This is a genomic window from Candidatus Villigracilis affinis, assembly GCF_016705895.1.
Classification (GTDB): Bacteria; Chloroflexota; Anaerolineae; order Anaerolineales; family Villigracilaceae; genus Villigracilis; species Villigracilis affinis.
In genome coordinates this window covers 59,037-83,918 of the sequence record NZ_JADJKT010000025.1, presented here as the reverse complement: position 1 = coordinate 83,918, position 24,882 = coordinate 59,037, and the positions used below count along the sequence as shown (strand labels likewise).

Below are 24,882 nucleotides of genomic sequence, written 5' to 3'. Positions count from 1 at the left end.
AATGACCAACCTCGAATCCATTGCACGAAAAATAACAGGTATCCTCTTTGCCCAGCAATCCCTCGCTTCGGCGGGGTTTATCGCCGCCGCCACCCTGAATTCCATCGTCGGCAAGGAACTCAGCGGACATTCCGACTGGGCAGGCGTTCCGTCAGCGGTTTATCTTTTGGCGGGCGCATTTGCCGCTTTTATGTGGGGCTATGTCTTCGACCTGATCGGCCGCCGCGATGGGTTGACCATCGGCCTGGGAATTGGCGCAGTTGGCTCGGGTATTGCTTTTTACGCCATCGCGATTCATTCATTTGCGATTTTTCTCGGCGGCATGGTGTTGATGGGCATCGCCAATGCCGCTGTTCAACTTGGCCGTTTTGCCGCAGCGGAAGTGAATCCTCCTGAGCATCGTGGACGCGCCATCTCGAACGTCGTCATCGGTGGAACTGTCGGCTCGGTGATCGGGCCGTTTGTCGCTGGACCGGCGGGGAACTTGATCGGCTCATGGGGCATTGATGAACTGGCAGGCGCATATTTGGTCAGCCTTGTCTTGTTCGTGATCGCAGCCATCGTCGTTTTCATCGGTCTGCGCCCCGACCCGCGCGAAATCGGCAAACAAGTCGCCGAGAAATATCCCGATACCATCGTCCGCTCGCGGGTGGTACGCAGCATGGTACAGATCTTCAGCCAACCCGCAGCCCTGGTCGCACTCACCAGCATGGTGCTCGGACAAATGGTGATGGTGCTGGTCATGGTCATCACCTCCCTGCACATGCGCGGACATCAACACGACCTCACAGATATATCGCTCGTGATTTCGTCGCATACCTTTGGCATGTACGCCTTCTCGATCATTTCAGGCCGCCTCGCCGATCAGTGGGGGCGTGGGCCTGTCATCATCACAGGCTCTCTCACCCTCGTCATTGCCTGTATCGCCGCCACCATCTCACCCGATGTGTTACCGCTTGGCGTCGCCTTGTTTTTGCTCGGCCTCGGCTGGAATTTCTGTTTCGTCGGCGGCTCCACTCTGCTTGCCGATCAACTCTCTCCCGATGAACGTGCGCGCACACAAGGCTTCAACGATTTGCTTGTCGGTCTCGCTTCTGCGGTTGGAAGTCTCAGCAGTGGATTCATCTTCGCCGCGCTTGGATACAACACGATGGCATTTATCAGCGCCGTTTTTGCAGTCATCCCCCTATTACTCGCCTCTTACTGGACCTTGAAGCGGGCTCGAAAATCCCGGGCAATTGCCTAACTTTGGCGATCTCAAGGGTACGTCGCACTCGCCCCGTAAACAAAAAGAGCGAGATTTTGGTCTCGCTCTTTTTGTTTCTATTTCTTTATTGATTTCGCTCTGCTGTTCATCCCAACTTTTCCGCCGCTGGGTTTTGGCTGTTGGCCTGTCGGCATCTTTGGTTTGGGCGAGGCATTGCCAGGCCCACTCGATTCCCAACCAGTGTGAATGCTGCGTCGAGGCTTCTCTCGGCGGTAGCTTCATCGAGGCCTGTGCGATTCGAAATTTCCTTAACCATGCCGCTATTATGCAGCAGACTTGAGTCTACTTTGCCTGCGCCCAATTGCCCCAGCATTTCATCGAGATCAAACGTATTCGAGTCACGACCTGAGGTGGGGTGGTGGGCAAGTAGTTTGTGCGCCACGAAAGAGACGATGATCGTCGCGATTGCAGGTGAGATATTGACCTTCTTTGCAAGCGGCTCAATGAACGGTTGAAGCATCTTCATAATCGGGTCGTTGGCTTGCTGTCCGCCGCCCATGATCGATTCAAGGACACCCATCATCCCGCCCAAGCCCTGGGCCTGCGGCTGGCTAGGTGCGCTTTGGGCTTGTTGTGCGCCCAGAAAACTGCCGACCAGCCCTGCTACATCGCCTGCATCCACGCCGTCGGATAGGTTCACGCCGCCTTGCGATTGTCCGCCGCCAAGCAAACTGCCGACCAGGCTGGCCATCGGATCAGCATCCTGTGCGGAATTTCCCTGCTGGCGTGAATTGACAAGTGTTTTAAGAATATCTTCCATTGACATATTGTTTTCTCCTTTTTATAACAAAAAGCGCAGCGCGATTTGCGCTACGCTTGCCAAAACGGCTGGGTTATTCTGAGTCGCCGCCCGAAGGTGATTTGCTCTCAGCGGGGGCGCTTTCCTTGGGCGCGCTGTCCTTTTCCTTCTTGCTGGTCTTCTTTGTGCTCGAAGTACCCGAAGATTCTCCCGAAGGCGATTTGTGATCGGTGGCGTAGAATCCTGAACCTTTAAAAATGATCTTGGTGGGTGTGATCACCTTCTTGAGCGCCTTCTTGCGGCATTCCGGACAGGTCTTCAGAGGGGTGTCCGTGAAGGATTGATGACGTTCGAACTGCACACCACAAGCTTCACATCGATAGGTATAAACTGGCATTTATTTTCTCCTTGCTTCTTTCGGAACAACGTTGCGGATTATAGCGCGGTTGACAGGTCGGGGCAAGCCTTGAATGCCTCATGTTATAATTTTCTAACAATTAATCACCAGACTTCGGTAATCGAGGACTTTTGCGGAGGGCGTTGTGTTAAAAATCGAGATCGTTTATTGTGCAGTTTGACATTACACCAGCCGGGCCGTGAGCCTGGCGGACGATTTGTTGAAGAACTTTGAACATGTCATTGAATCGGTGGCGTTATTTCCCTCGGACGAGGGCAGGTTCGAGGTCAGCGTGAACGGGCAGTTGGTCTATTCAAAATTACAGGCGAAGCGTCATGCGGAAGCGGGCGAGATCGTCAATCTCATTCATAAAATGGTTGAAGGATAAAGAATGGCAAAAAAAGGCAGGGTTTTTTCGGGCGCACGCCCAACGGGTCGTCAACATCTTGGAAATTATTTGGGCGCGATCAAGAACTATGTTGCGATGCAGAACGATTATGAATGTGTGTACTGCATTGTGGATGTCCACGCGTTGACCACGGTTGAGACCACGCAGGAATTGAAGCAGAACACCTTCGAGATGGCGCTGGATTGGCTGGCCGCGGGCATTCGCCCCGAAGAATCGATCCTGTTTGTGCAGTCGCATGTGCCTGAGGTGATGGAGTTGCACACCTATCTTTCGATGGTGACGCAGTTTGGCAAGTTGACCGACCTGCCGACCTTCAAAGAGAAGGTCCGCCAGCAGCCTGAAAACATTAACTATGGTCTGGTGGGGTACCCCGTGTTGATGACCGCCGACATCGTGCTGTACAAGACGGATGTTGTGCCAGTGGGCATTGACCAGGCGCCGCACATCGAATTTGCGCGTGAGATCGTGCGTTCGTTCAATTATCGCTATAAGACCAAAGTCTTGATTGAGCCGCAGGTGAAGCATACCGAAGTGTTGAAAGTGGTCGGCCTCGATGGCAAGGACAAGATGGGCAAGAGCTTGAACAATCACATCGAGCTTGCCTCCACCCCTGAAGAGACGGTCAAACGCGTGAAGGAAATGGTCACCGACCCGGCGCGTCTGCGTCGCACCGACCCGGGCAACCCGGATATTTGCAATGTGTTCACCATGCACAAACTTTTCTCCCCTCAAGAAGAAGTGGACATGGTCAACACCGAATGCCGCAAGGCCGGCATCGGTTGTGTGGATTGCAAACTACGCTTTGCCAACAACCTGAACAAACATCTTGAGCCGTTCCGTGCCAAACGCGCTGAACTTGCTTCAAACCCGAATAACATTCAGGATATTTTGAACGACGGCGCCAAGCGCGCCCGCGCCATCGCCCAACAGACGATGGTTGAAGTCCGCGAGGCGATGCAGTTGCCGTAAAAGAACGTACATAGGTAAACACGAAAACAGGTAGACATGTTTACTTGTTTCCGTGTTTACATTTTTTCACTTTCCCCATGCGCTTATTAATCCAACGAGTTTCACAAGCCAGCGTCACCGTTGAACAGCAGACCATCTCCAAAATCGGAAAGGGTCTGCTGATTTTATTGGGCGTCGGTCACGGTGATGGGGAGGAGCAGGCCGCCTTCCTTGCCGAAAAGACAGCGAATCTGCGTATCTTCGAAGATGATCAAGGAAAGACCAATCTCTCAGTGTTGGATGTGAAAGGCGAGGTCATTGTCGTTTCACAGTTCACTTTGTACGCCGATACACGCAAAGGCCGCCGTCCGTCTTTTATTGATGCTGCGCTACCTGATGTCGCTGCTCCGCTGGTGGAGCGTTTTATCGAATTGCTTCGTAGTCACGGGGTTCCAACTCAGGCGGGACAGTTCGGTGCGCATATGCACGTCGAGATTCATAACGATGGTCCCGTGACCATCTGGCTGGAAAAATGAACATAAAACCCAACCTGTTCCAAAAATTTATTCACCGCTTTTTGATGATGCGCTGGGTCTCTGCATTTTTGGCGGTCAATCTGCATCGTATGGATGCGGTCATGCTCAAACTTTCTCATGGCCGCCATACGGTGACAGAGATCGTCGGTCTGCCGATCATTCAGATCACCACCATTGGCGCAAAGAGCGGTGAACCGCGTACCATGCCTTTGGTGAGTTTGTTCGACGGCGAAAAGATCGCTTTGATCGGTTCAAACTTTGGCCGTCAGCACAACCCCGGCTGGTATTACAACCTGAAAGCCAATCCGCAGTGTACGGTGCAAGTCAACGGGCGGGAACAAAAATTCATTGCCCGCCAGACCGAAGGCGAAGAACGCGAAAAGTATTGGCAGATGGCCGTCTCCTACTACAAAGGATACGATCTGTACAAGGTCCGCGCTGCACACCGCCAGATTCCGGTGATCATTTTGGAGCCAGTGAAATAATTGTCAAGATGAGAATTTCATGATAAAGTTGCTTTGTAGGATGCAAGTAGCTTTTCGTTGTGGAAGTATGAAGACGACGGCTCAAAGCAATACCTTTGAGCCGTTTTGTTTAACCGCCCGATGAAAGACATACTGCGTCACCTTATTTTTTTATTTGCTGTAGGAGGCAAAAAATGTCTGATCGTGTAATCGGTACGGTTAAATGGTTCAACGGAACAAAGGGCTTCGGCTTCATTGAGCGCGAAGGTGGACCGGATGTATTCGTCCACTTCTCCGCCATCAAGGGCGAAGGCTTCAAGAACCTGCAGGAAGGCCAGAAGGTGGAATTCACCATCGAAAAAGGCCCCAAGGGTTTGCAGGCCGCTGACGTCGTTATTCTGTAACTCTTAACCAACCAAAAAGAGTCTCGCTGAAAAGCGGGGCTCTTTTTTTATTTGCTGGATGAAAGGGTGCGTCGCACCTTACTTAACGGGATGATTTCACCCGGCAGATTCTCTTGTTTAATTTGATTTTTCCACCCGTTTGGTGCAGCGCACTCAAGCACTCGCTTCTTTCGGCGACCATAAACTGGCATCTGTTTCGACAGCCATTGCCCCCGCTGACAGCATATCGGCGGCGTCCATTTCCGTCCATACACCGCCAGCGCCGATGATGGGAATTCCGCTCATTGCGGCGGAGCGGACCGTGTTCAACGCCTGTGGAAAAATGGATGGGCCGTAGACTCTGCCTGTGGTCAATTTGTTTTTATCGCTCATCAACGCCCCACGCGGACAGGCGATGCTGATCGCCGATGCGCCGCCTTCGATCAACTTTGGTCCCAGTGACAGCACCTGCTCCACGGGCAGTGAAAAGATCAACGGAACTTCCCCGAGGCACATTTCCAAACTTAATAAGATGATGTCATCAGCCAGTAAAGGAGCAAATCCAAGCTCGACTGCCATTACATTTTCGATGCCTTCGAGCATACGAACCATATGCATGGTCTCTTCGGGTCGATCAGCCATGAGGTGGACAATGATGGGCAGGTCGGCGCGGTTCCAGCGGGCACTGTGTTTTTTGATCACGGCCGATAGACCGGGATTGGGCAGGCCGGTATGTAGCAGGAATCCGCCGGGGAATTCGATCAAGGCCGGTTGGGGAGTGGGCAGGCGCGGGCGCAGAGAGATCGGATTCGTGATGAAGGCGCCGAACCTGTCAAAAGGAATCCCGGCGCGCGGGTCGGGTGCGAATCCCAATGATCCCGCCGCATTCATAATTGGTTTGCTAAAATAGATGTCGCGTTTCATTTTGTTGTTTTCATGCCATCGCGACGAAGCAATCTCTTCGCGATGGCGATAAGGAGAATTATGCAGCCCTTGCAAGGAATTCGTGTGCTGGATTTAAGCCGTGTGCTGGCTGGCCCATATTGTACGATGGTTCTCGGTGACCTGGGTGCGGAAGTAATCAAGGTGGAGCCGCCCGAAGGCGATGAGACGCGCGCCTGGGGACCGCCGTTTGCGGAGGGGGAGAGTGCATATTATTTGTGCGTCAATCGTAACAAGCGCGATATTGTCATCAATTTGAAAACGGACGAAGGCAAGAAGATTTTGCGTGACCTTGCATTGCAGAGCGATGTGCTGGTGGAAAATTTCCGCCCCGGCACGTTGGAAAAATTTGGTCTGGATTTTGCGACTTTGAGTCAATTGAACCCGAAGCTGATCTATTGCTCGATCACTGGTTTCGGACAGACGGGGCCGATGCGCGATAAGCCCGGGTACGATTTTATGATCCAAGCCTTGGGCGGGTTGATGAGCATCACCGGGGAGCCTGAGGGTGAGCCGATGAAAACAGGTGTGGCGGTGGTGGATCTGTTCGCGGGGCAGAACGCGGTCATTGCCATTCTGGCCGCCTTGCAAGCGCGGACATTGACCGGGCGTGGGCAGCAGCTTGATATCGCCCTGTTCGATTCTCAATTGGGCTGGCTGGCGAATGTGGCCAGTAATTATTTGATCTCAGGGAAAATTGCCAAAGCGGCATGGCAACGCGCATCCGAACATTGTGCCATATCAAAGTTTTCAAGCCAGTGACGGGTGGTTTGCCATTGCGGTGGGAAATGACCGTCAATTTGTGCGGTTGTGTGAGGTCATTGGGGAATTGGAATTGGCAAATGATGAAAGGTTTGCGAAAAATTCGGCGCGTGTGCAAAACCGCGAGGAGTTGATCGGTTTGCTGAAATCCATTTTTGTGACGCGCCGTGTGCGTGAATGGTTATCAGCGTTGGATGAGGCGGAGATTCCCTGCGGGCCGATCAATACCTTTGAGCAGGTTTTTTCCATGCCGCAAGTGCAGGAGCGGGAGATGCTGGTGAAAATGGATCATCCCACCATTGGCGAGTTGCCGCTGGTCGGCTCGCCGTTGAAATTCAGCGATACGCCCGTGCAGTATCGCCTGCATCCGCCTTTGATGGGGGAGCATACGGAGGAAGTGTTGAGGGAGTTGAAAACCAAGGCCTCAAAACTCTGAGTGATTCAGTTTATACTCCGCCCGGGGCGCCCAGGGCTGCCCCCCGGGCCACAACCGAGGGGGGGGGGGCAACAGGGGGGCGGTGGGGGGGGGGGACGTACCCTTTTCTCTTTGTTACTTTTTTTTCCTTTTTTACCCCTGTTCTGTCAGCATGTGATAAGGTATTTCGAGGTTGTCGTGGTTTTTTTTTTTTCGGTCTTTTTTTTTTTGGTCACCCGCTAGATGGTTACTTGCATAATTAAAACTTTTGAGTTTCGGGTGACTTCAACCTTATGTTGTTTTGCCCAGCCCCCGCCCTTTTGCCCCAACCCCCCCTCCTTTTTTCTGGCGGCGGCCGCCCCCCCGAGATGGGTTAAAGAACTTGTAATGAAAGGCGATATATGACTTCCAATATGGATCGAATGAAAGCAGAAGGAATTGTAGTAATACTGTTTGTGATTCTTGTGCCTGCATTGGGGTTGTCAATTGGTCTATAGACCGCCTCCATGTGAATTACCTTATTCCAGTATGTATGGCAACGGTTTTACTCACGTTTGCCTGCTGGTATTTGTATTTCAAAAAACAGATATCATTTTTTCCCATTGCAGTATTGATTTTTGGTGTCTTTTCTCTCGTGAGCGGAGTCGTTACTTATGCTTATGATATGGTTATAGGGCCTTTGCCTCTCATTGATCAAATGGAATTCTCGCGTGTGATTCAGCCCGATAAAATAAACCTGGGGTTGTTTCAGGCAGTCTTTGGTTTTTTTGTCCTTCGTAATAGTTTGAAAAAGCAAACATGGGATCGTGCTTTATTCTTCGCAACGATTAAATCAATGGTGCAAAATGCAATTCAAGACATTCACACTATATTTGATTCAAAGTTATTTCCTGTAGTTTTTGGAATTGCTTTTTTGTTTTATGGTTTTTTTATGATTGTTACTGGGCTTTTTGGTTTGGAATGACATCAGTTGGGTTGGTTATACTCATTTTGTAAAAAGGATGCCGAAAGAGAAGGAAAATTTGAAATGTCGAACTTCACCATCAAACCTCTTAATAAAACCACCTGGCCTGATTTTGCGCGACTGGTTGAAAAAAATAACGGCGTGTGGGGCGGATGTTGGTGCATGGCTTTTCATGAAGAAGGGGTTGGACGTGGAAAGACTGCCTTGCAAAACCAAACTGAGAAAGAGCATCGGGTTCGGGAAGGACGGGCACACGCCGCTCTGGTTTACGATGGCAAGGAAGCGGTGGGGTGGTGTCAATTCGGGCCGACAGATGAACTTCCACGAATCAAGCACAAGCGCGAGTATCAAAGCGGACTTGAGAAACTCCCTGATTGGAGGATCACCTGTTTCTTCGTTGATCGGGAATACCGTAGCAAAGGTGTCACATCCGCTGCGCTTGAAGGGGCGTTGAAGGAAATTGCCCGCCTTGGCGGTGGGACTATTGAAAGTTACCCCGAAGATGTGGAAGGACGGTCTGTGTCAGGGTCTTTTCTCTATAATGGGGCCATCTCGATTTTCGAGCGTTTGGGATTCAAACGAACGCGCAGGCTTGGCCAAAATCACTGGGTGGTGACGAAGGTCGTCAGGGCCGCCAGGAAACCTAAAAAGGAATAACCTACTGATCGGCCTGTTTTTTGATGTGATACATCGTCGACAGCGGACTCCACTGCTTTAAACAACAACGTGTCACAAAGTGCCACAGAGGATTTTCATCTTTGCGGTTGATCCTTTATAAAAAAATCTCCCCTTCCTTGATTGAAAGAAAGGGGAGAAACCTTACGCTGTTTCCATGAAGCCCATGGCTTGCAGCATCTCTTCATTGCTGGCGAACTTGAATTCTTCAAGTCCGCGTTTCTTTGCCTCTTCGGCTTCCACGGCTTCGAGCCGTTTGATATCCTCTTTCAAGATGACAGGCTTGCCGAGGTTTTTCATTTTTTCGGCCACGGCTTCTGCGCTGGCATTGGCGGGTTGTTTGGTTTGCAAATACTGCCAGACGGCTTTGGCGGCGTTTGTCCCATCTTTGCGGGCGTAACCGACCAAGCCCTCGCTGGCTTTACGTGACCAGCCGCCGACGAACACGCCTTCCACCGATGATTCGAAGGTCAGGTTATCCACGGGGAAACGCGGTTCTTTGTTTTTGATGAATTCGTTCCACTCGGTCGGCAGGCCGAAGGATTCGTCCACTTTATCGCCGATGGCGAAGATGACCGTGTCCACTTCAATGGTGCGTTTGACGCCAGTGCCTTTGGCGCTGACTTTGCCGTCTTTTTCGGTGAGGATGTTATCTTCCACTTCCAATTTGGTGAGCGCACCGTTCTCACCATACATTCCGGTGGGGGAGGCGAGGAAGTCAAAATGAAATTTGCCTTGGGCGGTTTTGGGGTCTGCTTTCGCGAGAGAATCTAAAACTTTGTGGCGACCAATTTCAAGGTCCTGTTTGATCGCTTCAACGGCGGGGCGAACCCGTTCCATTTCATGGTCGAATTCTTCCAGATCCAGATAAGAGATCAGGTGTTTCATCTCATCCTTGGTGAAATTCACCTCGGCTGGGCCGCGCCTTACGATGGCGGTGACTTCATCCACATTTTGCACGTGGAGCAGGTGACGGGCTACATCCACCATCACATTGCCTGCGCCAATGATGGCGCAGCGTTTTCCAAAGCGAAATTTCTTCTGGCTGAAAGGCGGGAGCTTATTGTACGAAAATACAACATCCTTGGCATGATACACGCCTTCGAGTTCTTCGCCGGGCAAGCCGAGCGATTTGGTGCCTTGAGCGCCTGCAGTTACGAGCACCGCGTCGAAGCCAAGCGCGCGTAATTCATCGAGGGTCAGGTCTCCAGTGGAACCCACTGTGACATTGCCATAGTAATCAATATTGGCAAGATCAAGCACCTGACGGAATTGCTTGCGCAAGCCTTCTTTCATGGTATGTTTATCAGGATATATTCCGTATTCGGCAAGACCGCCCGCTTTTACATCGCGGTTGAAAATAGCCACACGTGCGCCTTGTGCGGCAAGTTCACGGGCGCCAAACAAACCAGCGGGCCCCGCGCCAATAACGGCTACAAAAAAATTATTATTCACTTGCACGTACCTCCTAAAAGTTGACAAAAACAGTCTTATTATATTTGAAAAGATTTACTTCCACAAGCAGTCTCATCCTATGCTAAGATTACAAAGTGTCGCATAATTTGGCAAGCGAGGCAATAATCAATCAGTATTTTTAGGTAAAGGAGACAACATGGCTGAAGATGACAAAAAAGATCCTGCCCAGAAAATGCGCTATCTGATTAACGGAGGAAAGCCATCCCCTGTGGCGCGCCTTCCCAAAAAGGATGGAGGCGCTGCGGCGTTTCTTCCAAAGCTGAAGAATGATAAAAAAGCGGCGGCGGCACCTGAGCCTGAGCTCACCAAATCAAAACTGACTCAACCCGAACCTCCGATTCAGACTACGCCGAGGCCTGATCCATTACAAGGAGCAGTCTCCACTCTGAAAGGTTTGAAGTTCAACTTCGGTCCTCCATTTTGGACGATCGCCAGTTTGATCTCCATGACGGTGAATGTTGTGCTTTTGATCGTCCTGCTGGCCCTGCTCCCGAATATAATGAAATTAAACATGGGAGGCGCATTGGATATTGGCAATTATTTGTTGGGCGGCCTGTACAGCAATTTTGAGCAAATGGAACGCGCTCATATTACAAGAACGATTCCTGTTGATACGACGATTCCCGTTAAGTTCGATCTTCAACTCAACCAACAGACAAATGTGGTCCTAAGCCAGGATGTGACCATCAACAATGCTCTGGTTACGGTGAATACCGGTGGTTTAAATATAACAAGAGCGTTAACGACCATTGTATTGCCCCAGGGAACGACCCTGCCTGTTGTGCTAAACTTGGTCGTCCCTGTGGATACTACCGTCCCAGTCACGTTGAATGTGGATGTGGATATCCCATTGAACGAGACGCAATTGCAAAAACCATTCGCTGGTCTTCAGGATGTTGTCAGGCCATTTTATTGTATGCTTAATCCCAATGCCCTCAATATAGATCAGCAGCCTATTTGTAAATAACGGTAATTTATTGGAGCCAGATGACAAATCAAATTACGCAGGTCACGTTAAAAAACGGCATGAAAGTCATGCTTAAAGAAATACATACCGCGCCCATCATCTCTTCGTGGATATGGTATCGCGTGGGTTCAAGGGATGAGCCTACGGGGAAAACGGGCGTCTCCCATTGGACGGAGCACATGCAATTCAAAGGGACGAAGAAATTCCCAGCCAATGTTTTGGATAAAGCCATTTCACGCGAAGGCGGGCGTTGGAATGCGTCCACTTCGCGTGATTCGACGCGCTACTTCGAAACCATGCCCGCCGATAAAATCGATCTCGCCTTGCGCCTCGAAGCTGACCGTATGAAGAACAGCATCTTCGATGAAAAGGAAGTCTCCTCAGAGCGTACAGTCATCATTTCGGAGCGGGAAGGTCTTGAGAATGAACCGACTTTCAGGCTGAGCGAGGCTGTGCAACAGACCGCCTTCCACGTGCATCCATACCACCACGAGATCATTGGTGATATGGCTGATTTGCGCACGATTACGCGCGATGACTTGTACGAGCATTACCGTACATATTATGTGCCAAATAATTCCATCTTGACCATTGCTGGGGATTTTCAAACCAAGGCAATGCTCAAACGTATCAAGGAATTGTTCGAGCCTGTGCCGATGGGGAAGATGCCGCCGCGCCTGAATCGCCCCGAACCTGAGCCAAAAGGAGAGGTGCGTCTTACCGTTGAGGGACCAGGCGAAACTACATTCATTCAGGTTGCTTATCGCTTCCCAAATGCGGCACATCCCGATTATTTCCCTCTACAGGTGCTGGATAGTTTACTTGGCGGTGCCAGCGGACTTTCCTACAAAACATCACGCCTGTACCGCGCCCTCGTCGATAAGGAATTCGCGGTGGATGTATCCAGTTGGCCTGAAGCCACCATTGACCCATTCCTGTATCGCATCATTATTACCAATCATCCCAAGCGCAAAACCGAAAAGACGCTCGCTGCCTTGGATGCCGAGATACAGAAGCTGCAGGATAAACGCGTATCCAAAGATGAGATCACCCGTGCCGTCAAACAGGCGCGTGCCGTTTTTGCTTATGGAAGCGAGAACATCACCAATCAAGCTTTCTGGATGGGTTACGCGGAAATGTTCTCTTCTTATCACTGGTTCACCAGTCATTTGAGCAATCTCGCCAAAGTGACTCCGCAGGATGTACAGCGTGTTGCACAAAAATATTTCCAACCCGCGAATCGTGTCATCGGCATCTATACGCCCAACAGTCGGAGGAGCAAATGACCAAGCGATTGATCAAAAAAAACGGATCGTCTCTGCCTGGCCCCGAGGATATTCATCGCGAGGTACTTTCAAACGGCATCACAGTGCTGACACGCTCGAATTTCAACAGTCCATCCATCAGTATGGCCGGGTATTTGCCTGCTGGCTCCATCTTCGAAAGCGATGAAAAACTTGGTCTTGCAGATTTTGTCTCTGCATCCCTGATGCGCGGCACACAAACCAAGAGTTTTGACGCGATCTATAACGAGCTTGAATCTGTCGGCGCTGGCCTGGGCTTTGATTCGGGTGTGCACAATGCAAGTTTTGGCGGCCGCTCCCTTGTGGACGACCTGCCACTGGTCCTGAAATTACTTTCCGAGTCGCTGCTTACCCCCATCTTCCCAAAGCATGAAGTTGAAAAACTGCGTGCGCAGATCCTTACTGGTCTCGCCATTCGCGAGCAGGATACTTCGGACATGGCTGCCATGGCTTTCGATCGCATGCTCTTCGATGGTCACCCCTACAGCAGGCCAGCAGATGGATACGTGGAGACGATCGAACAAATCACCCAAAAAGATTTGGTGGAATTTCATCGCGCTCACTACGGACCGAGGGGCATGGTCATTGCAATCGTGGGTGCGATCGACCCGAAGAAAGCTGTTGCAGCGGTGGAACGTGTCCTTGGCGGGTGGCAGGTTCCAGGTCAGGTTTTGCCGCCGTCATTGCCTCCGCATAAGCCGATAAAGAAAACTGTGAGACATCATCATGTCCTTGCCAGCAAGTCACAATCTGATCTGGTGATTGGAATGATCGGGCCAAAACGTAACGATCCAGAGTTTTACGCTGCGTCATTGGGTAATTCTGTTCTAGGTCAATTTGGCATGATGGGACGTATTGGCGAATCGGTGCGTGAGAAGTCTGGGCTTGCGTATCACGCATCCTCAAGTTTGAGCGCGGGAATCGGTCCCGGCACTTGGGAGGTCAATGCTGGTGTGAGCCCGAAAAATCTAAAGAAGGCCATTGGTCTGATCGAACAAGAATTGCGTAAATTCGTAAAAAGCGGCGTGACAAAGGATGAACTTGCAGATAGTCAGGCGAATTACATTGGCCGTTTGCCGCTTTCAGTTGAGTCAAACGGCGGCGTTGCCAGTGCGCTTTTGAATATCGAGCGTTATAAACTTGGCATGGATTATTACCAGCGTTATGAAAGTGTGGTGCGTAGTGTGACGCGTGATAGTGTTTTGGAAACCGCGCGTAAGTACATTGACCCGAATCGGTTGGTCATATCAACGGCGGGACCGTAGATTTTGGCATGAAACTTGCGACTGGTGTGGATCTTATAGAAGTGACACGCATCCGTGAAGCGATAGACCGTCATGGTGAACGATTTGTCGCGCGGATTTTTACTGAGACGGAACAGCGCGAATGTGCTGGACGATTTTCCTCCCTTGCAGCGCGGTTTGCTGTGAAAGAAGCTGTAGCCAAGGCACTGGGCACTGGTATTGGTGACGTGAGTTGGCTGGATATCGAAGTTCGCGGTGATGAGAATCGCGCGCCGCATCTTTATTTGCATGGAGAAGGGGAGAGGCTGGCGAATAAGCTGGGGTTGTCAATCTGGTCTGTGAGCATCAGCCATACAGAGACACAGGCCATTGCTTTTGTTGTAGCTGTTGGTTGATTTTATAAATAAACATCCCGCGACCAGTATTCGCGGGATGTTGGCAAGGACGATTGGGATATGGGAATGGCGAAGGACTTGGAGTTGTCCACCATATCTCAATTATTTTTGGTCCTCAACGCCGATCCAAAGGTGGCCAGGCATGACAGGCTTGTAGGGACGGATGACCAGCTTACCAAGTTCCACCTGCCTTTGGCCGCTGTCCAGCATGCTGGGGTGAACAAGACACAGGTCTGGGATGCGGCCGAACTTCTTGTTATAAAAATCCATGGCCTTCTGAATTTTAATGCTCAATGTGGTACGCGGATCATTGTCAAACCATAACATTCCGGTGTGCATGATAAGCCTTCCTTTCTTTATGTTGTACAGGTGAATCAGTCAATGGCGGGTGAGAGGAACTTGAGCCAGTTTTGGCCCTCGCGCATGGCGAACTGCGAACCCGCCGCTAGTGTACTTAGTATTTCATTGGATGCATTTGCAACCAAATGAGTGTCCTGCAGGTTCTGAATATTACCGAACAGGCGTGTGCGGAAAAAGCCGAGCCATGTTTCGATGTTTTGTGCGCGGCTTGCGTTGAGCGTGACGATGGGCCAGATGCGACGGGATGTTCCACGCAACAGAAGCCAACGCAAACTTTGTTCGGTCTGCTGGTCAAGTTTTGTCAGGAATTCAAGATCGTCTAGCAGGAGTAAAAAAGTGCGATCATCGTCTTTATTCTTGTGTGCCCATTCAACCAGAGATTGAATGAGTTCTTGTGCGCCATTGTCTTGCGTGGTATAAATTCCTATGTTGCTTTCACGGTCTTGAAAATTGATCCATTCATTCGGATAGGATGTGACAATACAATATTGAACATCTGATGGAGAATGCAACAATTCCACGGCGCGGGCAATGGTTTGCAGGAGTGCTGTTTTTCCACAGGCTTGATCGCCGACAATAAGAATGGGGCCGGGAATGGGATCATAAAGATTGAGCAACACCGGCAGGCCATCTTCTGCAAGACCAAGGAAAAGCGCTTCGTCGGGCAGTGGAGTGATGTCGGCGAGGATAGTGCTTAATGTGGGCAGACCAGTTTCAGGTTTATGCGAAGCGTGATTCGCTTGCTCTTCTTTTGCAAGCTCGGTTAACGCATCGATCATCAAGGTAAAACGGTTTGTATTATCCATATTAGAACGCCTGTTCTAATAATACAACCTTTGGGTTTGGATGTCAAGATGCAAAAGATGCCAACTATTGGGTCAATAATGAAAGTGCAATAATCTTGACGCTGAGCGTTGTTTTGGTATAATCCGCCTGCTTAATCACTCGCCGACGTAGCTCAATCGGTAGAGCACCCGCCTTGTAAGCGGGCGGTTACGAGTTCAAGTCTCGTCGTCGGCTCAATGATTGCTAATTGAAAAAGCGTTGGTGATCAGTAACAATTTATCCTGGGCAGTTACCCAAGTGGCCAAAGGGGACTGACTGTAAATCAGTTGTCAGAAGACTTCGGAGGTTCGAATCCTTCACTGCCCACCTGACCAGCAATTTTGCTGGCACTCTCCGCGTAAGCGGGGAAAACAGCACGTCAAGCCCTCATAGCTCAGTTGGCAGAGCACACCCTTGGTAAGGGTGAGGTCACGAGTTCAAATCTCGTTGAGGGCTCAGTTGCTGAAAAGCATTCATGTAAATATAAAAAGGAGACTGAGAGATGGCGAAGGAAAAATTTGATCGCAGCAAACCGCATCTGAATGTAGGGACCATGGGACACATTGACCATGGCAAGACGACATTGACAGCGGCAATTACGAAGGTGGCAGGCCTCTCAGGGCAGGCAGATTTCAGAGCCTATGACCAGATCGACAATGCACCTGAAGAAAAAGCACGCGGTATCACGATCAACATTGCGCACGTGGAATACCAGACGGACAAGCGTCACTATGCCCACGTAGACATGCCCGGTCACCGCGACTATATCAAGAACATGATCACTGGTGCGGCCCAGGTGGATGGCGCCATTCTCGTAGTGGCAGCCCCGGATGGTCCGATGCCGCAGACACACGAACATGTGCTGTTGGCTCGCCAGGTGGAAGTGCCGTCGATCGTTGTCTTCCTGAACAAGGTGGACATGATGGACGATCCCGAATTGCTGGAGCTCGTAGAACTGGAATTGCGCGAACTGCTGAGCAAGCAGGGCTTCCCCGGCGAAACCACCCCGATCGTGCGTGGATCTGCCAAGCAGGCCTTGGAAAGCGCCTCGACCGACCCGAACGCTCCGGAATATGCTCCGATCAAAGAGTTGCTGCGTGTCATCGACGAATACATCCCCGAACCGAAGCGTGACACCGACAAGCCGTTCATGATGTCTGTGGAAGACGTGTTCTCGATCAAAGGCCGCGGCACCGTGGTAACTGGTCGTATCGATCGCGGGATCATCAAGATCGGTGAGCCGATCGAGATCATCGGCTTGCGCGACACCAAGAGCACCGTCTGTACGGGTGTGGAAATGTTCCACAAGCAGTTGGACGAAGGCATGGCAGGAGACAACGTAGGTCTGCTCCTGCGCGGTATCGAACGTGAAGATGTGGAGCGTGGCCAGGTATTGGCCAAGCCGAAGTCGATCACCCCGCACAAGAAGTTCCTCGCGGAAGTGTACGTGTTGAAGAAGGAAGAAGGCGGTCGTCACAAGGCATTCTTCAGCGGTTATCGTCCGCAGTTCTACATCCGCACGATGGATGTGACGGGAGACATCACCCTTCCTGAAGGCGTGGAAATGGTCATGCCGGGTGACAATGTGAACCTGACCGTTGAGTTGATTGTGCCCGTGGCTCTTGAGCAGGGCTCCAAGTTCGCCATTCGTGAAGGCGGTCTCACCGTCGGCGCGGGTGTCGTTACCAAGATCCTCGAGTAATATAGAAAGTAAGGTAGCAAGATGGCTTCGAAGAAGAAAGATATCCGCCCCGTGATTACACTTCAGTGTAATGACTGCAAAGAGCGGAATTACACCACCGAAAAGAATCGCCGTAACGATCCGAATCGGTTGGAGTTCAACAAGTACTGCTCGCGCTGCAGGAAGCACACTCAGCATCGCGAAACCAAGTAAGAGTAAGGGTGGGGTGTAAAATCCCCACCCATATTTAGGCCAGTGGCTCAATTGGCAGAGCACTCGTCTCCAAAACGAGCGGTTGTGGGTTCGATTCCTACCTGGCCTGCCTGTGGCAAAACGCCGCGCTTCGTGCGGCGTTTTAGCCGTAAAACCATAGAAGGAGTATTACCTTGGCTGAGAAAGAGAAGAAAGTCAAGAAAAGCGAAAACGCCATTCAGCGTTATTTCCGCGAAACATCCGGCGAGCTTCGTAAAGTAAACTGGCCTACCTGGCCGGAAGCGCGACATCTTACCTTGCTTGTTTTGGCGGTGATGGTGATCGTAGGAATTTTCCTTTCGCTCATAGATTATTTTGCAGATATCTTGGTGAACTTGGTACTTGGACTTTAGGTTTGAATTGAGGATCTGATGGATTTACCGGAATCGCAAGAGCAGTTCGAACAGGAATCGATGGATGAACAGACCGAGGAGCAATCTGCTCCTGTGGTTGATTCCGCTTCTTCATCGGACCCGAAGCCTGCTCGCAGCTCCGATACACAGATCCCCACCGACCTGCCCCCAGTTGACACAATTGTCGAAGGCCCGGCATGGTATGTGATCCACTGTTATTCGGGATACGAGAACAAGGTTCGTCACAACCTTGAGCAGCGCATCGAAACCATGGGTATGAAAGACAAGATCTTCGATGTGGTCATTCCCACCCAGGAAGAGATCGAAGTTAAAGATGGAAAGCGCCGTACGGTGGAACGTCATATCTTCCCGGGCTATGTGCTGGTGAACCTGACGCTATCTGAAGAATCCTGGTATGTAGTTCGTAATACCCCTGGCGTGACCGGTTTCGTTGGTATGGGGAACAGCCCCACGCCATTGCGCCCTGAAGAAGTTGCCCAGATCGTGAAGCGCATGGAAGCTGAAGCGCCCACAGTCAAGGTTTCGTTCAAGGTGGGTGAGCGGGTTCGTATTGTAGATGGACCGTTCAACGACTTCCGCGGTGTGGTCTCTGAAATTGACATGGAACGCACAAAGGTGCGTGTGATGGTCAGTTTCTTCGGACGCGAAACACCTGTTGAGTTGGATTTCCTCCAGGTCGAAAAAGCGTAGTGAAGGGATGCCAAAAGGCATCCAAAATTAATTGGACAGTAGCAGGCCTTAGTCAGGCCTGATGCGGTGGGAGGGTCTCCCAAAATGACCCGCTAAAACCACGAAGGAGTTAAGTCAAAATGGCAAAGAAACTAAAAGCAATCGTACGTCTTCAGCTTGAGGCTGGCAAGGCAAATCCCGCGCCTCCCGTCGGTCCCGCGCTGGCAAGCCATGGTATCAACATCATGGCCTTCTGCAAGGAATACAATGCTCGTACATCCAATCGTCCGGGCGAAACACTTCCTGCGGAAATCACCATTTATACCGATGGTTCGTTCACATTTGTGCTTCGCACTCCGCCCGCTGCAGTTTTGCTTCGCAAAGCTGCCAAGGTTGAGAAGGGCTCCGGCGTTCCTAACAAGGACAAAGTCGGCAAGGTGACCCGCGCCCAGGTGAAGGAAATCGCCGAGTTGAAGATGAAAGACCTTAATGCGATCAGCATCGAAGGTGCGATGAAGCAGGTTGAAGGCACAGCCCGTTCGATGGGCATCACGGTAACCGACTAATTATGTGGGAGGATGGCCTTGTGCTGTCCGCTTGAACCACGGAGGATATTATGACCAAACACGGAAAAAAATATACGGCAGCCGCTGCCAAAGTTGATATTGATAAGGTATACAGCGCCCGCGAAGCAGTTGCACTTGCAAAGGAAACTTCCTTCACCAAGTTCGATGCGACCATTGAAGTTCACATGCGCACCACGCTTGACTCTCGTCAGGCTGATCAGCAGTTGCGCGATGTTGTTGTACTCCCGCACGGCCTCGGCAAGACAGTACGCGTGCTTGTGTTCGCCCAAGGCGAAGGCGCTGCCGCGGCTCGTGCCGCTGGCGCTGACCTCGTTGCTGATGATGACGAGACCATGAAGAAGATCGAAGGTGGCGCGCTGGATTTTGATGTCGCGATCGCTACACCGGATGCGATGGGTAAGGTTGGTCGTTTGGGCCGCGTTCTCGGTCCTCGCGGTTTGATGCCGAATCCCAAGGCAGGCACAGTCGTCGGCGCTGCGGATATGGAACGCGCCATCAAGGAAGCAAAGGCTGGCCGCGTGGAATATCGTTTGGATAAGACCAACAATGTTCACGTTTCGATCGGCAAGGCTTCATTTGGCGCCGATAAGCTTTTTGAGAACTATGTTGCTTTGATGGATGCGGTCAACAAATCCCGCCCATCTGGTGCAAAGGGTAACTTCGTCAAACGCATTACGATCACTTCCACGATGGGTCCTGGCATCAAGACTGACCCGAACGAACACATTGAAGGTGTCGAGTAAGTTATACTCGTTAAACCCTAATAACCACTTCGCCAGTGAAGGCGGGTGTCCTGCGAGATCACTCCAGGACTTAATTCCCCGCTCAGGTGGAGACTGAAAGCAAATATCGGCATTCATTTGTCGGTTCCCTCTTAGGGCTTCCCCCTTGTGGGGTTTGCAAAAAGTCTTTGCCTGCGTGAGTGGCAAAGACTTTTTATTTGAAAGGAGGTGAATAACCTTTGGCAATTTCCAAGCAACGCAAGGAAGAAGTACAGGCCCAGTACGCAGATTGGGTCAAACGCAGTGAAGCAGTCATTCTTGTGGAATATAGCGGCTCGAACATGAAGTCGATTGACGCCATCCGCGCGAAGATCCGTGAGACTGGCGGCGAGTTCCACATCGTCAAGAATACCCTGGCCCGCCGCGTCTTTGCAGATAACGGTATGGATGTCCCTGCTGATTATCTTGTGAAGTCCACAGCTGTGTCGTTCGCATTCAAGGATCCAGCTTCCACCGCAAAAGCATTGACGGACGCCATTAAAGGCAATGAGTTCGTCAAGGTAAAAGGCGGTTTGATGGGCGGCAAGTCCTTGAGCCCCGCTCAAGTGAAGGCCCTGTCTGATATGCCGCCGCTGCCCGTTATGCGCGCAACACTGCTCGGCGTTTTGCAGGCCCCGGCTGGCAAACTCGTCCGCACGCTCGCAGAACCCGCTCGTGGTCTCGCAGCAGTCATCAAGGCGCATTCTGAAAGCGCACAGGCTACGGCCTAGTTTTCGATCTACAAAAAATATTCAAAATTCAAATTACTTAGCAAGGAGTGCTAAACAATGTCTGATAAGCTCGCAAAACTCGTGGATGAACTTTCCACACTTTCCGTCCTTGAGGCGGCTGATCTCGTAAAAATGCTCGAAGAGAAGTGGGGCGTTTCCGCCGCCGCTCCTGTCGCCATGATGGCTGGTGGCCCCGCTGCCGCCGCTGCCGAACCTGTTGAAGAGAAGACCGAGTTCGATGTGGTCATCAAGGATGCAGGCGCCAAGAAGATCGACGTCATCAAGGTCATTCGTCAGTTGACCAGCCTCGGCCTCGGCGAAGCCAAGACCCTCGCTGAAACCGCTGGTGGCAAGGTTCTCTCCGCTGTTGGCAAGGATGCCGCGATGGACGCCAAGAAGAAGCTCGAAGAAGCTGGCGCCGTTATCACGGTCGAGTAAGAAACAAGCTTTAAATAAAAAGGACGGCTCGCAAGAGCCGTCCTTTTTTGTTCTTTTATTTTATTACATGTATCGTTCAACTTTGCGGATGACCATGACCACCTTGCCTTTGATCTCCAACGATTCGTTCTTGTTGACGTAGATCGGGCTCATGGTGGGATTGGCGGGTTGGAGACGGTACTTATCCTTTTCTTTGAAGAAGAACTTCAAAGTGGTTTCGTTGCGGTCTGAAAGCCAGACTGCAACCATATCACCGTTGCGGGCATCCTGGGTGGGTTTGAGGATAACGATATCGCCGTCGTTGACCATGGCATCGATCATTGATTCTCCCTGGACTTTCAGGGCGAACAATTCCTTGCCTTTTTCTTTCGTAGGCATCAAGGACATGGCGATTTCAACCGAGTCTTCAGCAGTAAAGGAGTTGAAATCAGAGTTGGATGGGACGGGGATGGGTTCACCAGCTTGAATAACACCGAGTACGGGTACGCGGAACATGTCACCAAGCGGGGTGGGGCCTGTCAAGCGAACACCGCGGGATATCTTGCGATCACGCTCGATATTGCCTGATTTTTCCAGTTGATCAAGGTAATAATTGACCACGGAAGTGGACGAAATATCACAATGTTCCCCAATTTCACGAATTGAAGGGGGGTGCTTGTGTTCGCGTTGATAACTCGCGATGAAATCAAGGATTTTCTGGTGGCGTTCGCCCAGACCTTTGCTTTTTCTAACCATCATCATTTTAGCCTCCTGAGCGCATTCTTCGCTCATTTGTGCTACGAATGATAACCGAACGCCTGTTCTGTGTCAAGGATTTTATCAGCGGACTTGGGCTGATAAATAGGTGAATTTATATCCAAGTACGGCGTCGCATCCAGAAGAACATGATGACTGGGGTTAGCAGCATCAGGCTCAAGGTCCCGTAAAAGACCGTAGGGAGAGTCCAGTTTTCGTAGGGTGGATTCGCGGCGAAGAAGTTCATCCCAAAGAAGCCTGTCACAAAAGTCAACGGCATGAAGAGGGTGGTGATAATGGTAAGGGTTTTCATGACTTCATTCATGCGGTTGTTGATAACGGAAAGGTATGTGTCCAGTGCGCCGCCGACGAGGTCGCGTAAACTTTCGTTCACATCGTGCAAACGGACGAGGTGATCGTAAATATCGCGGAAAAAGATGCGGTCTTTGCGGTCGATGACCTGGTAATCGTCACGCGCCATTTTGTTGAGCACTTCACGCTGGGGGAGCAGAATGCGGCGCATGGCAAGCAGGACGCGTTTCAATGTAAACAACCTGGCAAGGGTCTGTGAACTGGGGCGGTCAAAGACCTGATCTTCGACCCAGTCTATTTCTTCATCTATTTTTTCAATGATGGGCATGTAGTTCATCACAATCGCATCGATGATCTTGTAAAGCAGATGATCCGCGCCATCCTGCGAATAACGTGGATCGCGCTGACTGGTATTCCAGGTTTCATCAATGGAAGTGATGGGATTGTCGTGATGGGTGATTACATAATTTCGCCCGAGGAAGATATCCAATTCATCGATCTCTGTATCCCACGGTTCGGTGGCTTTTGTCAGATGCATGTAGTTTAAAACGAGATAGAGATAGTCACCCCAATCATCGATTTTTGGCGCATGCGTTTGTTGAAGTGCATCATCAATGGCCAGATGATGAAACCCAAAACTTTGTAGAATTGGCAGCGCGCTTTCCTCAGGTTCCGCGACAAAATCCACCCAAAGCAGGCCGCGCCTGTCGCGCAAGAAACGGGGAAATTCTGAGGTAGGGATATCGGTGCGAACTGGCTTGCCGGGCGAAAAAAATAGCGAACGAATCATGTTTTGCCTCCAAAAGTGGGGAAAATCTATACTTCTCTCGAAAAATATCAATTATATTGATGTTGATATTGATAATATTGATTTACCTATTGACAAAATTCAAAAAGATTGTATAATTTTATTAGAAATTAGGCGTAGCGCATTGATTTTCATGAAAGCCGTTTGAATTTTAACCAGTTGAGAGGAGTTCCCATGGAAATTTTATCTGAGCGAATGTCCGAGTTGAAACGCAAAAGCATTCAGGAAGAGTTGGATGCCATTCATCTTGAAGAGGAAGCTGTGAAGGGTAAAACCCTTTTGGATAAAAATCTCGCATTGATTGGGACCTGGATGGTCTCTCGCGGTGAGAAACTGCGTAAGCGCTACAACCAGTCGGTGCAGGAATCCAATTCGGCGCGGCTTGTAAAGAAAGTTGCATAATATGCTAAACAACACCATTCAAAAGGCGAAGAAACTCTACCACGAATACCCACGCACATTCTGGATCTTGATCGTCATTACTTTTATTGATCGTATCGGTGGTGCGCTGCTCTTTCCATTTTTTGCGCTTTATCTTACCAGCAAATTTGATGTGGGCATGGCCGATGTGGGTGTACTTTTCGCGGCGTTCTCGGTTTCAAGTTTTGTCGGTTCCGCTGTCGGCGGCGCATTGACCGACCGTTTTGGCCGCAAGGGCATCATCATCTTCGGTTTGATCGCATCCTCTTTCAGCACCGTCGCGATGGGATTGGTCACATCGTTCGAGTATTTCTTCGTGCTGGCATTCTTCATCGGGATTTTAACCGATGTGGCTGGCCCCGCTCACCAGGCCATGGTTGCGGATATTCTGCCTGAGGATAAACGGGCCGATGGATACGGAATCCTGCGCGTGGCGTTTAATCTCTCTGTCGTGATCGGCCCTGCCATTGGGGGACTGCTTGCGGCTCGTTCTTACCTTGTGCTGTTCCTGTCTGATGCGGCCATTTCCTTGCTGACAGTGGTTTTGATCGCCATTTTCCTGCCCGAAACGAAACCCGAGGCGCATCCAGACGCCCCCAAAGAAAGCATGACCCGTACCTTCGCTGGTTATGGACAGGTCTTCCGCAATACAGCCTTCATGCTCTTCCTCGGCGCAGTACTGCTGCAGGTCTTCACTTATATGAATATGAACACTTCATTAGGAGTGTTCCTGCGAAATGAACACGGCACCAACGAATCAGGCTATGGTTTGCTGCTTAGCATCAATGCTGCGATGGTCGTGCTGATGCAGTTCCCGATCACGCGCCGCATCACGAAATTCCCGCCCATGTTGATGATGGCGGCTGGGACTTTCCTGTACGTGATCGGCTTTTCGATGTATGGATTTGTGACCACTTATGTCCTGTTCATCGTGGCTATGGTTATAATTACACTCGGTGAGATGGTGGTCTCACCAGTTTCGCAGGCGCTCGTGGCATCCTTCGCCCCCGAAGAAATGCGCGGACGGTACATGGCGGTCTCCGGTTTCTCGTGGGGGATACCCTTTGCAATAGGTCCCTACCTTGCAGGCTTGATCATTGATGGACCGAAACCTTACATGTTATGGTATGCCGCAGGGTTTGTCGGCATGCTTTCGACGATCGGTTTTCTCGCACTGTATCGAATGAAATCGAAGCAGGCACAAAACGTGGAACTCATGCCCAAAGTTGCGGCATCATAAATTTGGAGGAACCCTCATGCGACCAGCCCCTACCCGTTGTCCGATCTGCCAATCTGAATTGACTGTTGCACGATTACACTGCTCATCCTGCGACACGACCATAGAAGGAAGTTTCGCTTCAGGTCAATTCTCGAATCTGACCCCCGAGCAGTTGGAATTCGTGTTCACCTTTGTCCGCTGCGAAGGCAAGATCAATCGCATGGAGCAGGAGATCGGCCTATCCTATCCAACCATTCGCAACCGCCTGCATGAGATCATCCGCGCGTTGGGATATGAGCCAGGCAAGGAAGAATCACCCGAGATCGAGGCTGAGAGACGCAGCAACACGATCGCGGACCTGGAAGCCGGCAAGATCACTGCCGAACAAGCCATGCGCATTCTGCGCGGCGAGGAGGAGTAAAC

Annotated in this window: 30 protein-coding genes, 4 tRNA genes and 2 pseudogenes; 28 read left to right on the top strand and 8 right to left on the bottom strand. The window is 50.9% G+C overall.

The genetic code is table 11. The annotated features are described in order from the left end of the window. Position 1: 1 nt before the first annotated feature. Positions 2 to 1,246: an MFS transporter gene (locus IPI86_RS11705; protein ID WP_345298191.1), complete on the top strand. Its 1,245-nt coding sequence runs from the start codon at positions 2 to 4 to the stop codon at positions 1,244 to 1,246. Positions 1,247 to 1,352: 106 nt separating this feature from the next. On the opposite strand, the gene IPI86_RS11700 is transcribed toward IPI86_RS11705, so the two are convergent. Next, entirely contained in the window at positions 1,353 to 2,027 is a 675-nt protein-coding gene (locus IPI86_RS11700) for a hypothetical protein (RefSeq protein WP_345298190.1), read from the bottom strand. A gap of 73 nt (positions 2,028 to 2,100) precedes the next feature. Beyond that, positions 2,101 to 2,403 (bottom strand): zinc ribbon domain-containing protein, encoded by a 303-nt coding sequence (locus IPI86_RS11695; protein ID WP_345298189.1) that lies wholly within the window; start codon positions 2,401 to 2,403, stop codon positions 2,101 to 2,103. 196 nt (positions 2,404 to 2,599) lie between these two features. Between IPI86_RS11695 and IPI86_RS11690 the strand changes: the two are divergent. The 5 genes and pseudogenes from IPI86_RS11690 to IPI86_RS11670 all read left to right on the top strand — a co-directional run. Continuing rightward, positions 2,600 to 2,791 (top strand): annotated as a pseudogene (locus IPI86_RS11690) (Rdx family protein); the annotation flags it as partial. 3 nt (positions 2,792 to 2,794) lie between these two features. Beyond that, positions 2,795 to 3,781 (top strand): tryptophan--tRNA ligase, encoded by a 987-nt coding sequence (trpS, locus tag IPI86_RS11685; RefSeq protein WP_345298188.1) that lies wholly within the window; start codon positions 2,795 to 2,797, stop codon positions 3,779 to 3,781. A 77-nt stretch (positions 3,782 to 3,858) separates the two neighbouring features. Beyond that, a complete protein-coding gene (gene dtd, locus IPI86_RS11680) occupies positions 3,859 to 4,296 on the top strand; it encodes a D-aminoacyl-tRNA deacylase (RefSeq protein WP_345298187.1) in 438 nt (145 codons plus the stop codon). Next, complete coding sequence (locus tag IPI86_RS11675) at positions 4,293 to 4,781, top strand: nitroreductase/quinone reductase family protein (protein ID WP_345298186.1); 489 nt, start codon at positions 4,293 to 4,295, stop codon at positions 4,779 to 4,781. Before dtd ends, IPI86_RS11675 begins: the two co-directional genes overlap by 4 nt. 173 nt (positions 4,782 to 4,954) lie before the next feature. Then, entirely contained in the window at positions 4,955 to 5,164 is a 210-nt protein-coding gene (locus IPI86_RS11670; RefSeq protein WP_345298185.1) for a cold-shock protein, read from the top strand. A gap of 153 nt (positions 5,165 to 5,317) precedes the next feature. Here IPI86_RS11670 and IPI86_RS11665 read toward each other — a convergent pair whose 3' ends face one another. Further along, entirely contained in the window at positions 5,318 to 6,067 is a 750-nt protein-coding gene (locus IPI86_RS11665) for a hypothetical protein (protein WP_345298184.1), read from the bottom strand. Between the two features lie 57 nt (positions 6,068 to 6,124). Between IPI86_RS11665 and IPI86_RS11660 the strand changes: the two are divergent. The 3 genes and pseudogenes from IPI86_RS11660 to IPI86_RS11650 all read left to right on the top strand — a co-directional run bounded on the left by IPI86_RS11660 (position 6,125) and on the right by IPI86_RS11650 (position 8,883). Then, positions 6,125 to 7,283, top strand: a pseudogene (locus IPI86_RS11660) (CoA transferase). Between the two features lie 511 nt (positions 7,284 to 7,794). After that, complete coding sequence (locus IPI86_RS11655; RefSeq protein WP_345298183.1) at positions 7,795 to 8,226, top strand: hypothetical protein; 432 nt, start codon at positions 7,795 to 7,797, stop codon at positions 8,224 to 8,226. Positions 8,227 to 8,289: 63 nt separating this feature from the next. Continuing rightward, positions 8,290 to 8,883: a GNAT family N-acetyltransferase gene (locus IPI86_RS11650; RefSeq protein ID WP_345298182.1), complete on the top strand. Its 594-nt coding sequence runs from the start codon at positions 8,290 to 8,292 to the stop codon at positions 8,881 to 8,883. Between the two features lie 162 nt (positions 8,884 to 9,045). Here IPI86_RS11650 and IPI86_RS11645 read toward each other — a convergent pair whose 3' ends face one another. Then, the gene (locus IPI86_RS11645) at positions 9,046 to 10,356 is read right to left on the bottom strand and encodes an FAD-dependent oxidoreductase (RefSeq protein WP_345298181.1); all 1,311 of its coding nucleotides are present in this window, start codon (positions 10,354 to 10,356) and stop codon (positions 9,046 to 9,048) included. A gap of 157 nt (positions 10,357 to 10,513) precedes the next feature. Between IPI86_RS11645 and IPI86_RS11640 the strand changes: the two genes are divergently transcribed. The 4 genes from IPI86_RS11640 to acpS are packed head-to-tail and all read left to right on the top strand — an operon-like array spanning position 10,514 to position 14,287. After that, positions 10,514 to 11,344, top strand: coding sequence for a hypothetical protein (locus IPI86_RS11640; protein ID WP_345298180.1), 831 nt, complete (start codon positions 10,514 to 10,516; stop codon positions 11,342 to 11,344). Positions 11,345 to 11,364: 20 nt separating this feature from the next. Continuing rightward, positions 11,365 to 12,630, top strand: coding sequence for a pitrilysin family protein (locus IPI86_RS11635; RefSeq protein ID WP_345298179.1), 1,266 nt, complete (start codon positions 11,365 to 11,367; stop codon positions 12,628 to 12,630). Then, the gene (locus IPI86_RS11630; protein ID WP_345298178.1) at positions 12,627 to 13,913 is read left to right on the top strand and encodes a pitrilysin family protein; all 1,287 of its coding nucleotides are present in this window, start codon (positions 12,627 to 12,629) and stop codon (positions 13,911 to 13,913) included. Before IPI86_RS11635 ends, IPI86_RS11630 begins: the two co-directional genes overlap by 4 nt. Positions 13,914 to 13,921: 8 nt before the next feature. Further along, positions 13,922 to 14,287, top strand: a complete 366-nt coding sequence (gene acpS, locus IPI86_RS11625) for a holo-ACP synthase (RefSeq protein ID WP_345298177.1) — start codon at positions 13,922 to 13,924, stop codon at positions 14,285 to 14,287. A gap of 102 nt (positions 14,288 to 14,389) precedes the next feature. Here acpS and IPI86_RS11620 read toward each other — a convergent pair whose 3' ends face one another. Then, positions 14,390 to 14,626, bottom strand: a complete 237-nt coding sequence (locus tag IPI86_RS11620; RefSeq protein ID WP_345298176.1) for a hypothetical protein — start codon at positions 14,624 to 14,626, stop codon at positions 14,390 to 14,392. Between the two features lie 35 nt (positions 14,627 to 14,661). Further along, positions 14,662 to 15,453: a hypothetical protein gene (locus IPI86_RS11615; protein WP_345298175.1), complete on the bottom strand. Its 792-nt coding sequence runs from the start codon at positions 15,451 to 15,453 to the stop codon at positions 14,662 to 14,664. 141 nt (positions 15,454 to 15,594) lie between these two features. Here IPI86_RS11615 and IPI86_RS11610 point away from each other — a divergent pair. The 12 genes from IPI86_RS11610 to rplL all read left to right on the top strand — a co-directional run bounded on the left by IPI86_RS11610 (position 15,595) and on the right by rplL (position 20,965). Beyond that, a tRNA-Thr gene (locus tag IPI86_RS11610) sits at positions 15,595 to 15,667 on the top strand. A 49-nt stretch (positions 15,668 to 15,716) separates the two neighbouring features. Then, positions 15,717 to 15,799, top strand: a tRNA-Tyr gene (locus IPI86_RS11605). Between the two features lie 56 nt (positions 15,800 to 15,855). Continuing rightward, positions 15,856 to 15,928 (top strand) — tRNA-Thr (locus IPI86_RS11600). Positions 15,929 to 15,974: 46 nt separating this feature from the next. After that, on the top strand, positions 15,975 to 17,174 hold the full coding sequence (gene tuf / locus IPI86_RS11595) for an elongation factor Tu (protein ID WP_345298174.1): 1,200 nt from the start codon (positions 15,975 to 15,977) through the stop codon (positions 17,172 to 17,174). Between the two features lie 21 nt (positions 17,175 to 17,195). Then, positions 17,196 to 17,366, top strand: a complete 171-nt coding sequence (gene rpmG / locus IPI86_RS11590; RefSeq protein WP_345298173.1) for a 50S ribosomal protein L33 — start codon at positions 17,196 to 17,198, stop codon at positions 17,364 to 17,366. 36 nt (positions 17,367 to 17,402) lie between these two features. Beyond that, a tRNA-Trp gene (locus IPI86_RS11585) sits at positions 17,403 to 17,475 on the top strand. 64 nt (positions 17,476 to 17,539) lie between these two features. Continuing rightward, on the top strand, positions 17,540 to 17,758 hold the full coding sequence (gene secE / locus IPI86_RS11580; protein ID WP_345298172.1) for a preprotein translocase subunit SecE: 219 nt from the start codon (positions 17,540 to 17,542) through the stop codon (positions 17,756 to 17,758). Positions 17,759 to 17,776: 18 nt separating this feature from the next. Further along, the gene (gene nusG / locus IPI86_RS11575; protein WP_345298171.1) at positions 17,777 to 18,469 is read left to right on the top strand and encodes a transcription termination/antitermination protein NusG; all 693 of its coding nucleotides are present in this window, start codon (positions 17,777 to 17,779) and stop codon (positions 18,467 to 18,469) included. Between the two features lie 119 nt (positions 18,470 to 18,588). Beyond that, positions 18,589 to 19,014 carry a 50S ribosomal protein L11 gene (rplK, locus tag IPI86_RS11570; protein WP_345298170.1) on the top strand — a complete coding sequence of 142 codons (426 nt, stop codon included), beginning with the start codon at positions 18,589 to 18,591 and terminating at the stop codon, positions 19,012 to 19,014. A gap of 50 nt (positions 19,015 to 19,064) precedes the next feature. Then, complete coding sequence (gene rplA, locus IPI86_RS11565) at positions 19,065 to 19,778, top strand: 50S ribosomal protein L1 (RefSeq protein WP_345298169.1); 714 nt, start codon at positions 19,065 to 19,067, stop codon at positions 19,776 to 19,778. Positions 19,779 to 19,996: 218 nt separating this feature from the next. Then, positions 19,997 to 20,527 carry a 50S ribosomal protein L10 gene (gene rplJ, locus IPI86_RS11560; protein WP_345298168.1) on the top strand — a complete coding sequence of 177 codons (531 nt, stop codon included), beginning with the start codon at positions 19,997 to 19,999 and terminating at the stop codon, positions 20,525 to 20,527. Between the two features lie 57 nt (positions 20,528 to 20,584). Further along, entirely contained in the window at positions 20,585 to 20,965 is a 381-nt protein-coding gene (rplL, locus tag IPI86_RS11555) for a 50S ribosomal protein L7/L12 (protein WP_345298167.1), read from the top strand. Positions 20,966 to 21,028: 63 nt separating this feature from the next. On the opposite strand, the gene lexA is transcribed toward rplL, so the two are convergent. Both lexA and corA read right to left on the bottom strand, forming a co-directional pair. Then, positions 21,029 to 21,706: a transcriptional repressor LexA gene (gene lexA, locus IPI86_RS11550; RefSeq protein WP_345298166.1), complete on the bottom strand. Its 678-nt coding sequence runs from the start codon at positions 21,704 to 21,706 to the stop codon at positions 21,029 to 21,031. A 109-nt stretch (positions 21,707 to 21,815) separates the two neighbouring features. Further along, positions 21,816 to 22,802, bottom strand: a complete 987-nt coding sequence (gene corA / locus IPI86_RS11545; protein WP_345298165.1) for a magnesium/cobalt transporter CorA — start codon at positions 22,800 to 22,802, stop codon at positions 21,816 to 21,818. Between the two features lie 192 nt (positions 22,803 to 22,994). On the opposite strand from corA, the gene IPI86_RS11540 reads away from it, so the two are divergent. From IPI86_RS11540 to IPI86_RS11530, 3 genes are read left to right on the top strand one after another with little or no spacing between them, the layout of a single operon-like run. Then, positions 22,995 to 23,222, top strand: coding sequence for a hypothetical protein (locus tag IPI86_RS11540; RefSeq protein WP_345298164.1), 228 nt, complete (start codon positions 22,995 to 22,997; stop codon positions 23,220 to 23,222). Position 23,223: 1 nt separating this feature from the next. Then, a complete protein-coding gene (locus IPI86_RS11535; protein ID WP_345298163.1) occupies positions 23,224 to 24,480 on the top strand; it encodes an MFS transporter in 1,257 nt (418 codons plus the stop codon). Between the two features lie 16 nt (positions 24,481 to 24,496). Then, positions 24,497 to 24,880: a DUF2089 domain-containing protein gene (locus IPI86_RS11530; RefSeq protein ID WP_345298162.1), complete on the top strand. Its 384-nt coding sequence runs from the start codon at positions 24,497 to 24,499 to the stop codon at positions 24,878 to 24,880. Positions 24,881 to 24,882: the final 2 nt, after the last annotated feature.

Coding starts and splice junctions, on each gene's coding strand:
- IPI86_RS11705 (WP_345298191.1), top strand. CDS start 2: ATGACCAACCTCGAATCCATTGCACGAAAAATAACAGGTATCCTCTTT.
- IPI86_RS11700 (WP_345298190.1), bottom strand. CDS start 2,027: ATGGAAGATATTCTTAAAACACTTGTCAATTCACGCCAGCAGGGAAAT.
- IPI86_RS11695 (WP_345298189.1), bottom strand. CDS start 2,403: ATGCCAGTTTATACCTATCGATGTGAAGCTTGTGGTGTGCAGTTCGAA.
- trpS (WP_345298188.1), top strand. CDS start 2,795: ATGGCAAAAAAAGGCAGGGTTTTTTCGGGCGCACGCCCAACGGGTCGT.
- dtd (WP_345298187.1), top strand. CDS start 3,859: ATGCGCTTATTAATCCAACGAGTTTCACAAGCCAGCGTCACCGTTGAA.
- IPI86_RS11675 (WP_345298186.1), top strand. CDS start 4,293: ATGAACATAAAACCCAACCTGTTCCAAAAATTTATTCACCGCTTTTTG.
- IPI86_RS11670 (WP_345298185.1), top strand. CDS start 4,955: ATGTCTGATCGTGTAATCGGTACGGTTAAATGGTTCAACGGAACAAAG.
- IPI86_RS11665 (WP_345298184.1), bottom strand. CDS start 6,067: ATGAAACGCGACATCTATTTTAGCAAACCAATTATGAATGCGGCGGGA.
- IPI86_RS11655 (WP_345298183.1), top strand. CDS start 7,795: ATGGCAACGGTTTTACTCACGTTTGCCTGCTGGTATTTGTATTTCAAA.
- IPI86_RS11650 (WP_345298182.1), top strand. CDS start 8,290: ATGTCGAACTTCACCATCAAACCTCTTAATAAAACCACCTGGCCTGAT.
- IPI86_RS11640 (WP_345298180.1), top strand. CDS start 10,514: ATGGCTGAAGATGACAAAAAAGATCCTGCCCAGAAAATGCGCTATCTG.
- IPI86_RS11635 (WP_345298179.1), top strand. CDS start 11,365: ATGACAAATCAAATTACGCAGGTCACGTTAAAAAACGGCATGAAAGTC.
- IPI86_RS11630 (WP_345298178.1), top strand. CDS start 12,627: ATGACCAAGCGATTGATCAAAAAAAACGGATCGTCTCTGCCTGGCCCC.
- acpS (WP_345298177.1), top strand. CDS start 13,922: ATGAAACTTGCGACTGGTGTGGATCTTATAGAAGTGACACGCATCCGT.
- IPI86_RS11620 (WP_345298176.1), bottom strand. CDS start 14,626: ATGCACACCGGAATGTTATGGTTTGACAATGATCCGCGTACCACATTG.
- IPI86_RS11615 (WP_345298175.1), bottom strand. CDS start 15,453: ATGGATAATACAAACCGTTTTACCTTGATGATCGATGCGTTAACCGAG.
- tuf (WP_345298174.1), top strand. CDS start 15,975: ATGGCGAAGGAAAAATTTGATCGCAGCAAACCGCATCTGAATGTAGGG.
- rpmG (WP_345298173.1), top strand. CDS start 17,196: ATGGCTTCGAAGAAGAAAGATATCCGCCCCGTGATTACACTTCAGTGT.
- nusG (WP_345298171.1), top strand. CDS start 17,777: ATGGATTTACCGGAATCGCAAGAGCAGTTCGAACAGGAATCGATGGAT.
- rplK (WP_345298170.1), top strand. CDS start 18,589: ATGGCAAAGAAACTAAAAGCAATCGTACGTCTTCAGCTTGAGGCTGGC.
- rplA (WP_345298169.1), top strand. CDS start 19,065: ATGACCAAACACGGAAAAAAATATACGGCAGCCGCTGCCAAAGTTGAT.
- rplL (WP_345298167.1), top strand. CDS start 20,585: ATGTCTGATAAGCTCGCAAAACTCGTGGATGAACTTTCCACACTTTCC.
- lexA (WP_345298166.1), bottom strand. CDS start 21,706: ATGATGATGGTTAGAAAAAGCAAAGGTCTGGGCGAACGCCACCAGAAA.
- corA (WP_345298165.1), bottom strand. CDS start 22,802: ATGATTCGTTCGCTATTTTTTTCGCCCGGCAAGCCAGTTCGCACCGAT.
- IPI86_RS11540 (WP_345298164.1), top strand. CDS start 22,995: ATGGAAATTTTATCTGAGCGAATGTCCGAGTTGAAACGCAAAAGCATT.
- IPI86_RS11535 (WP_345298163.1), top strand. CDS start 23,224: ATGCTAAACAACACCATTCAAAAGGCGAAGAAACTCTACCACGAATAC.
- IPI86_RS11530 (WP_345298162.1), top strand. CDS start 24,497: ATGCGACCAGCCCCTACCCGTTGTCCGATCTGCCAATCTGAATTGACT.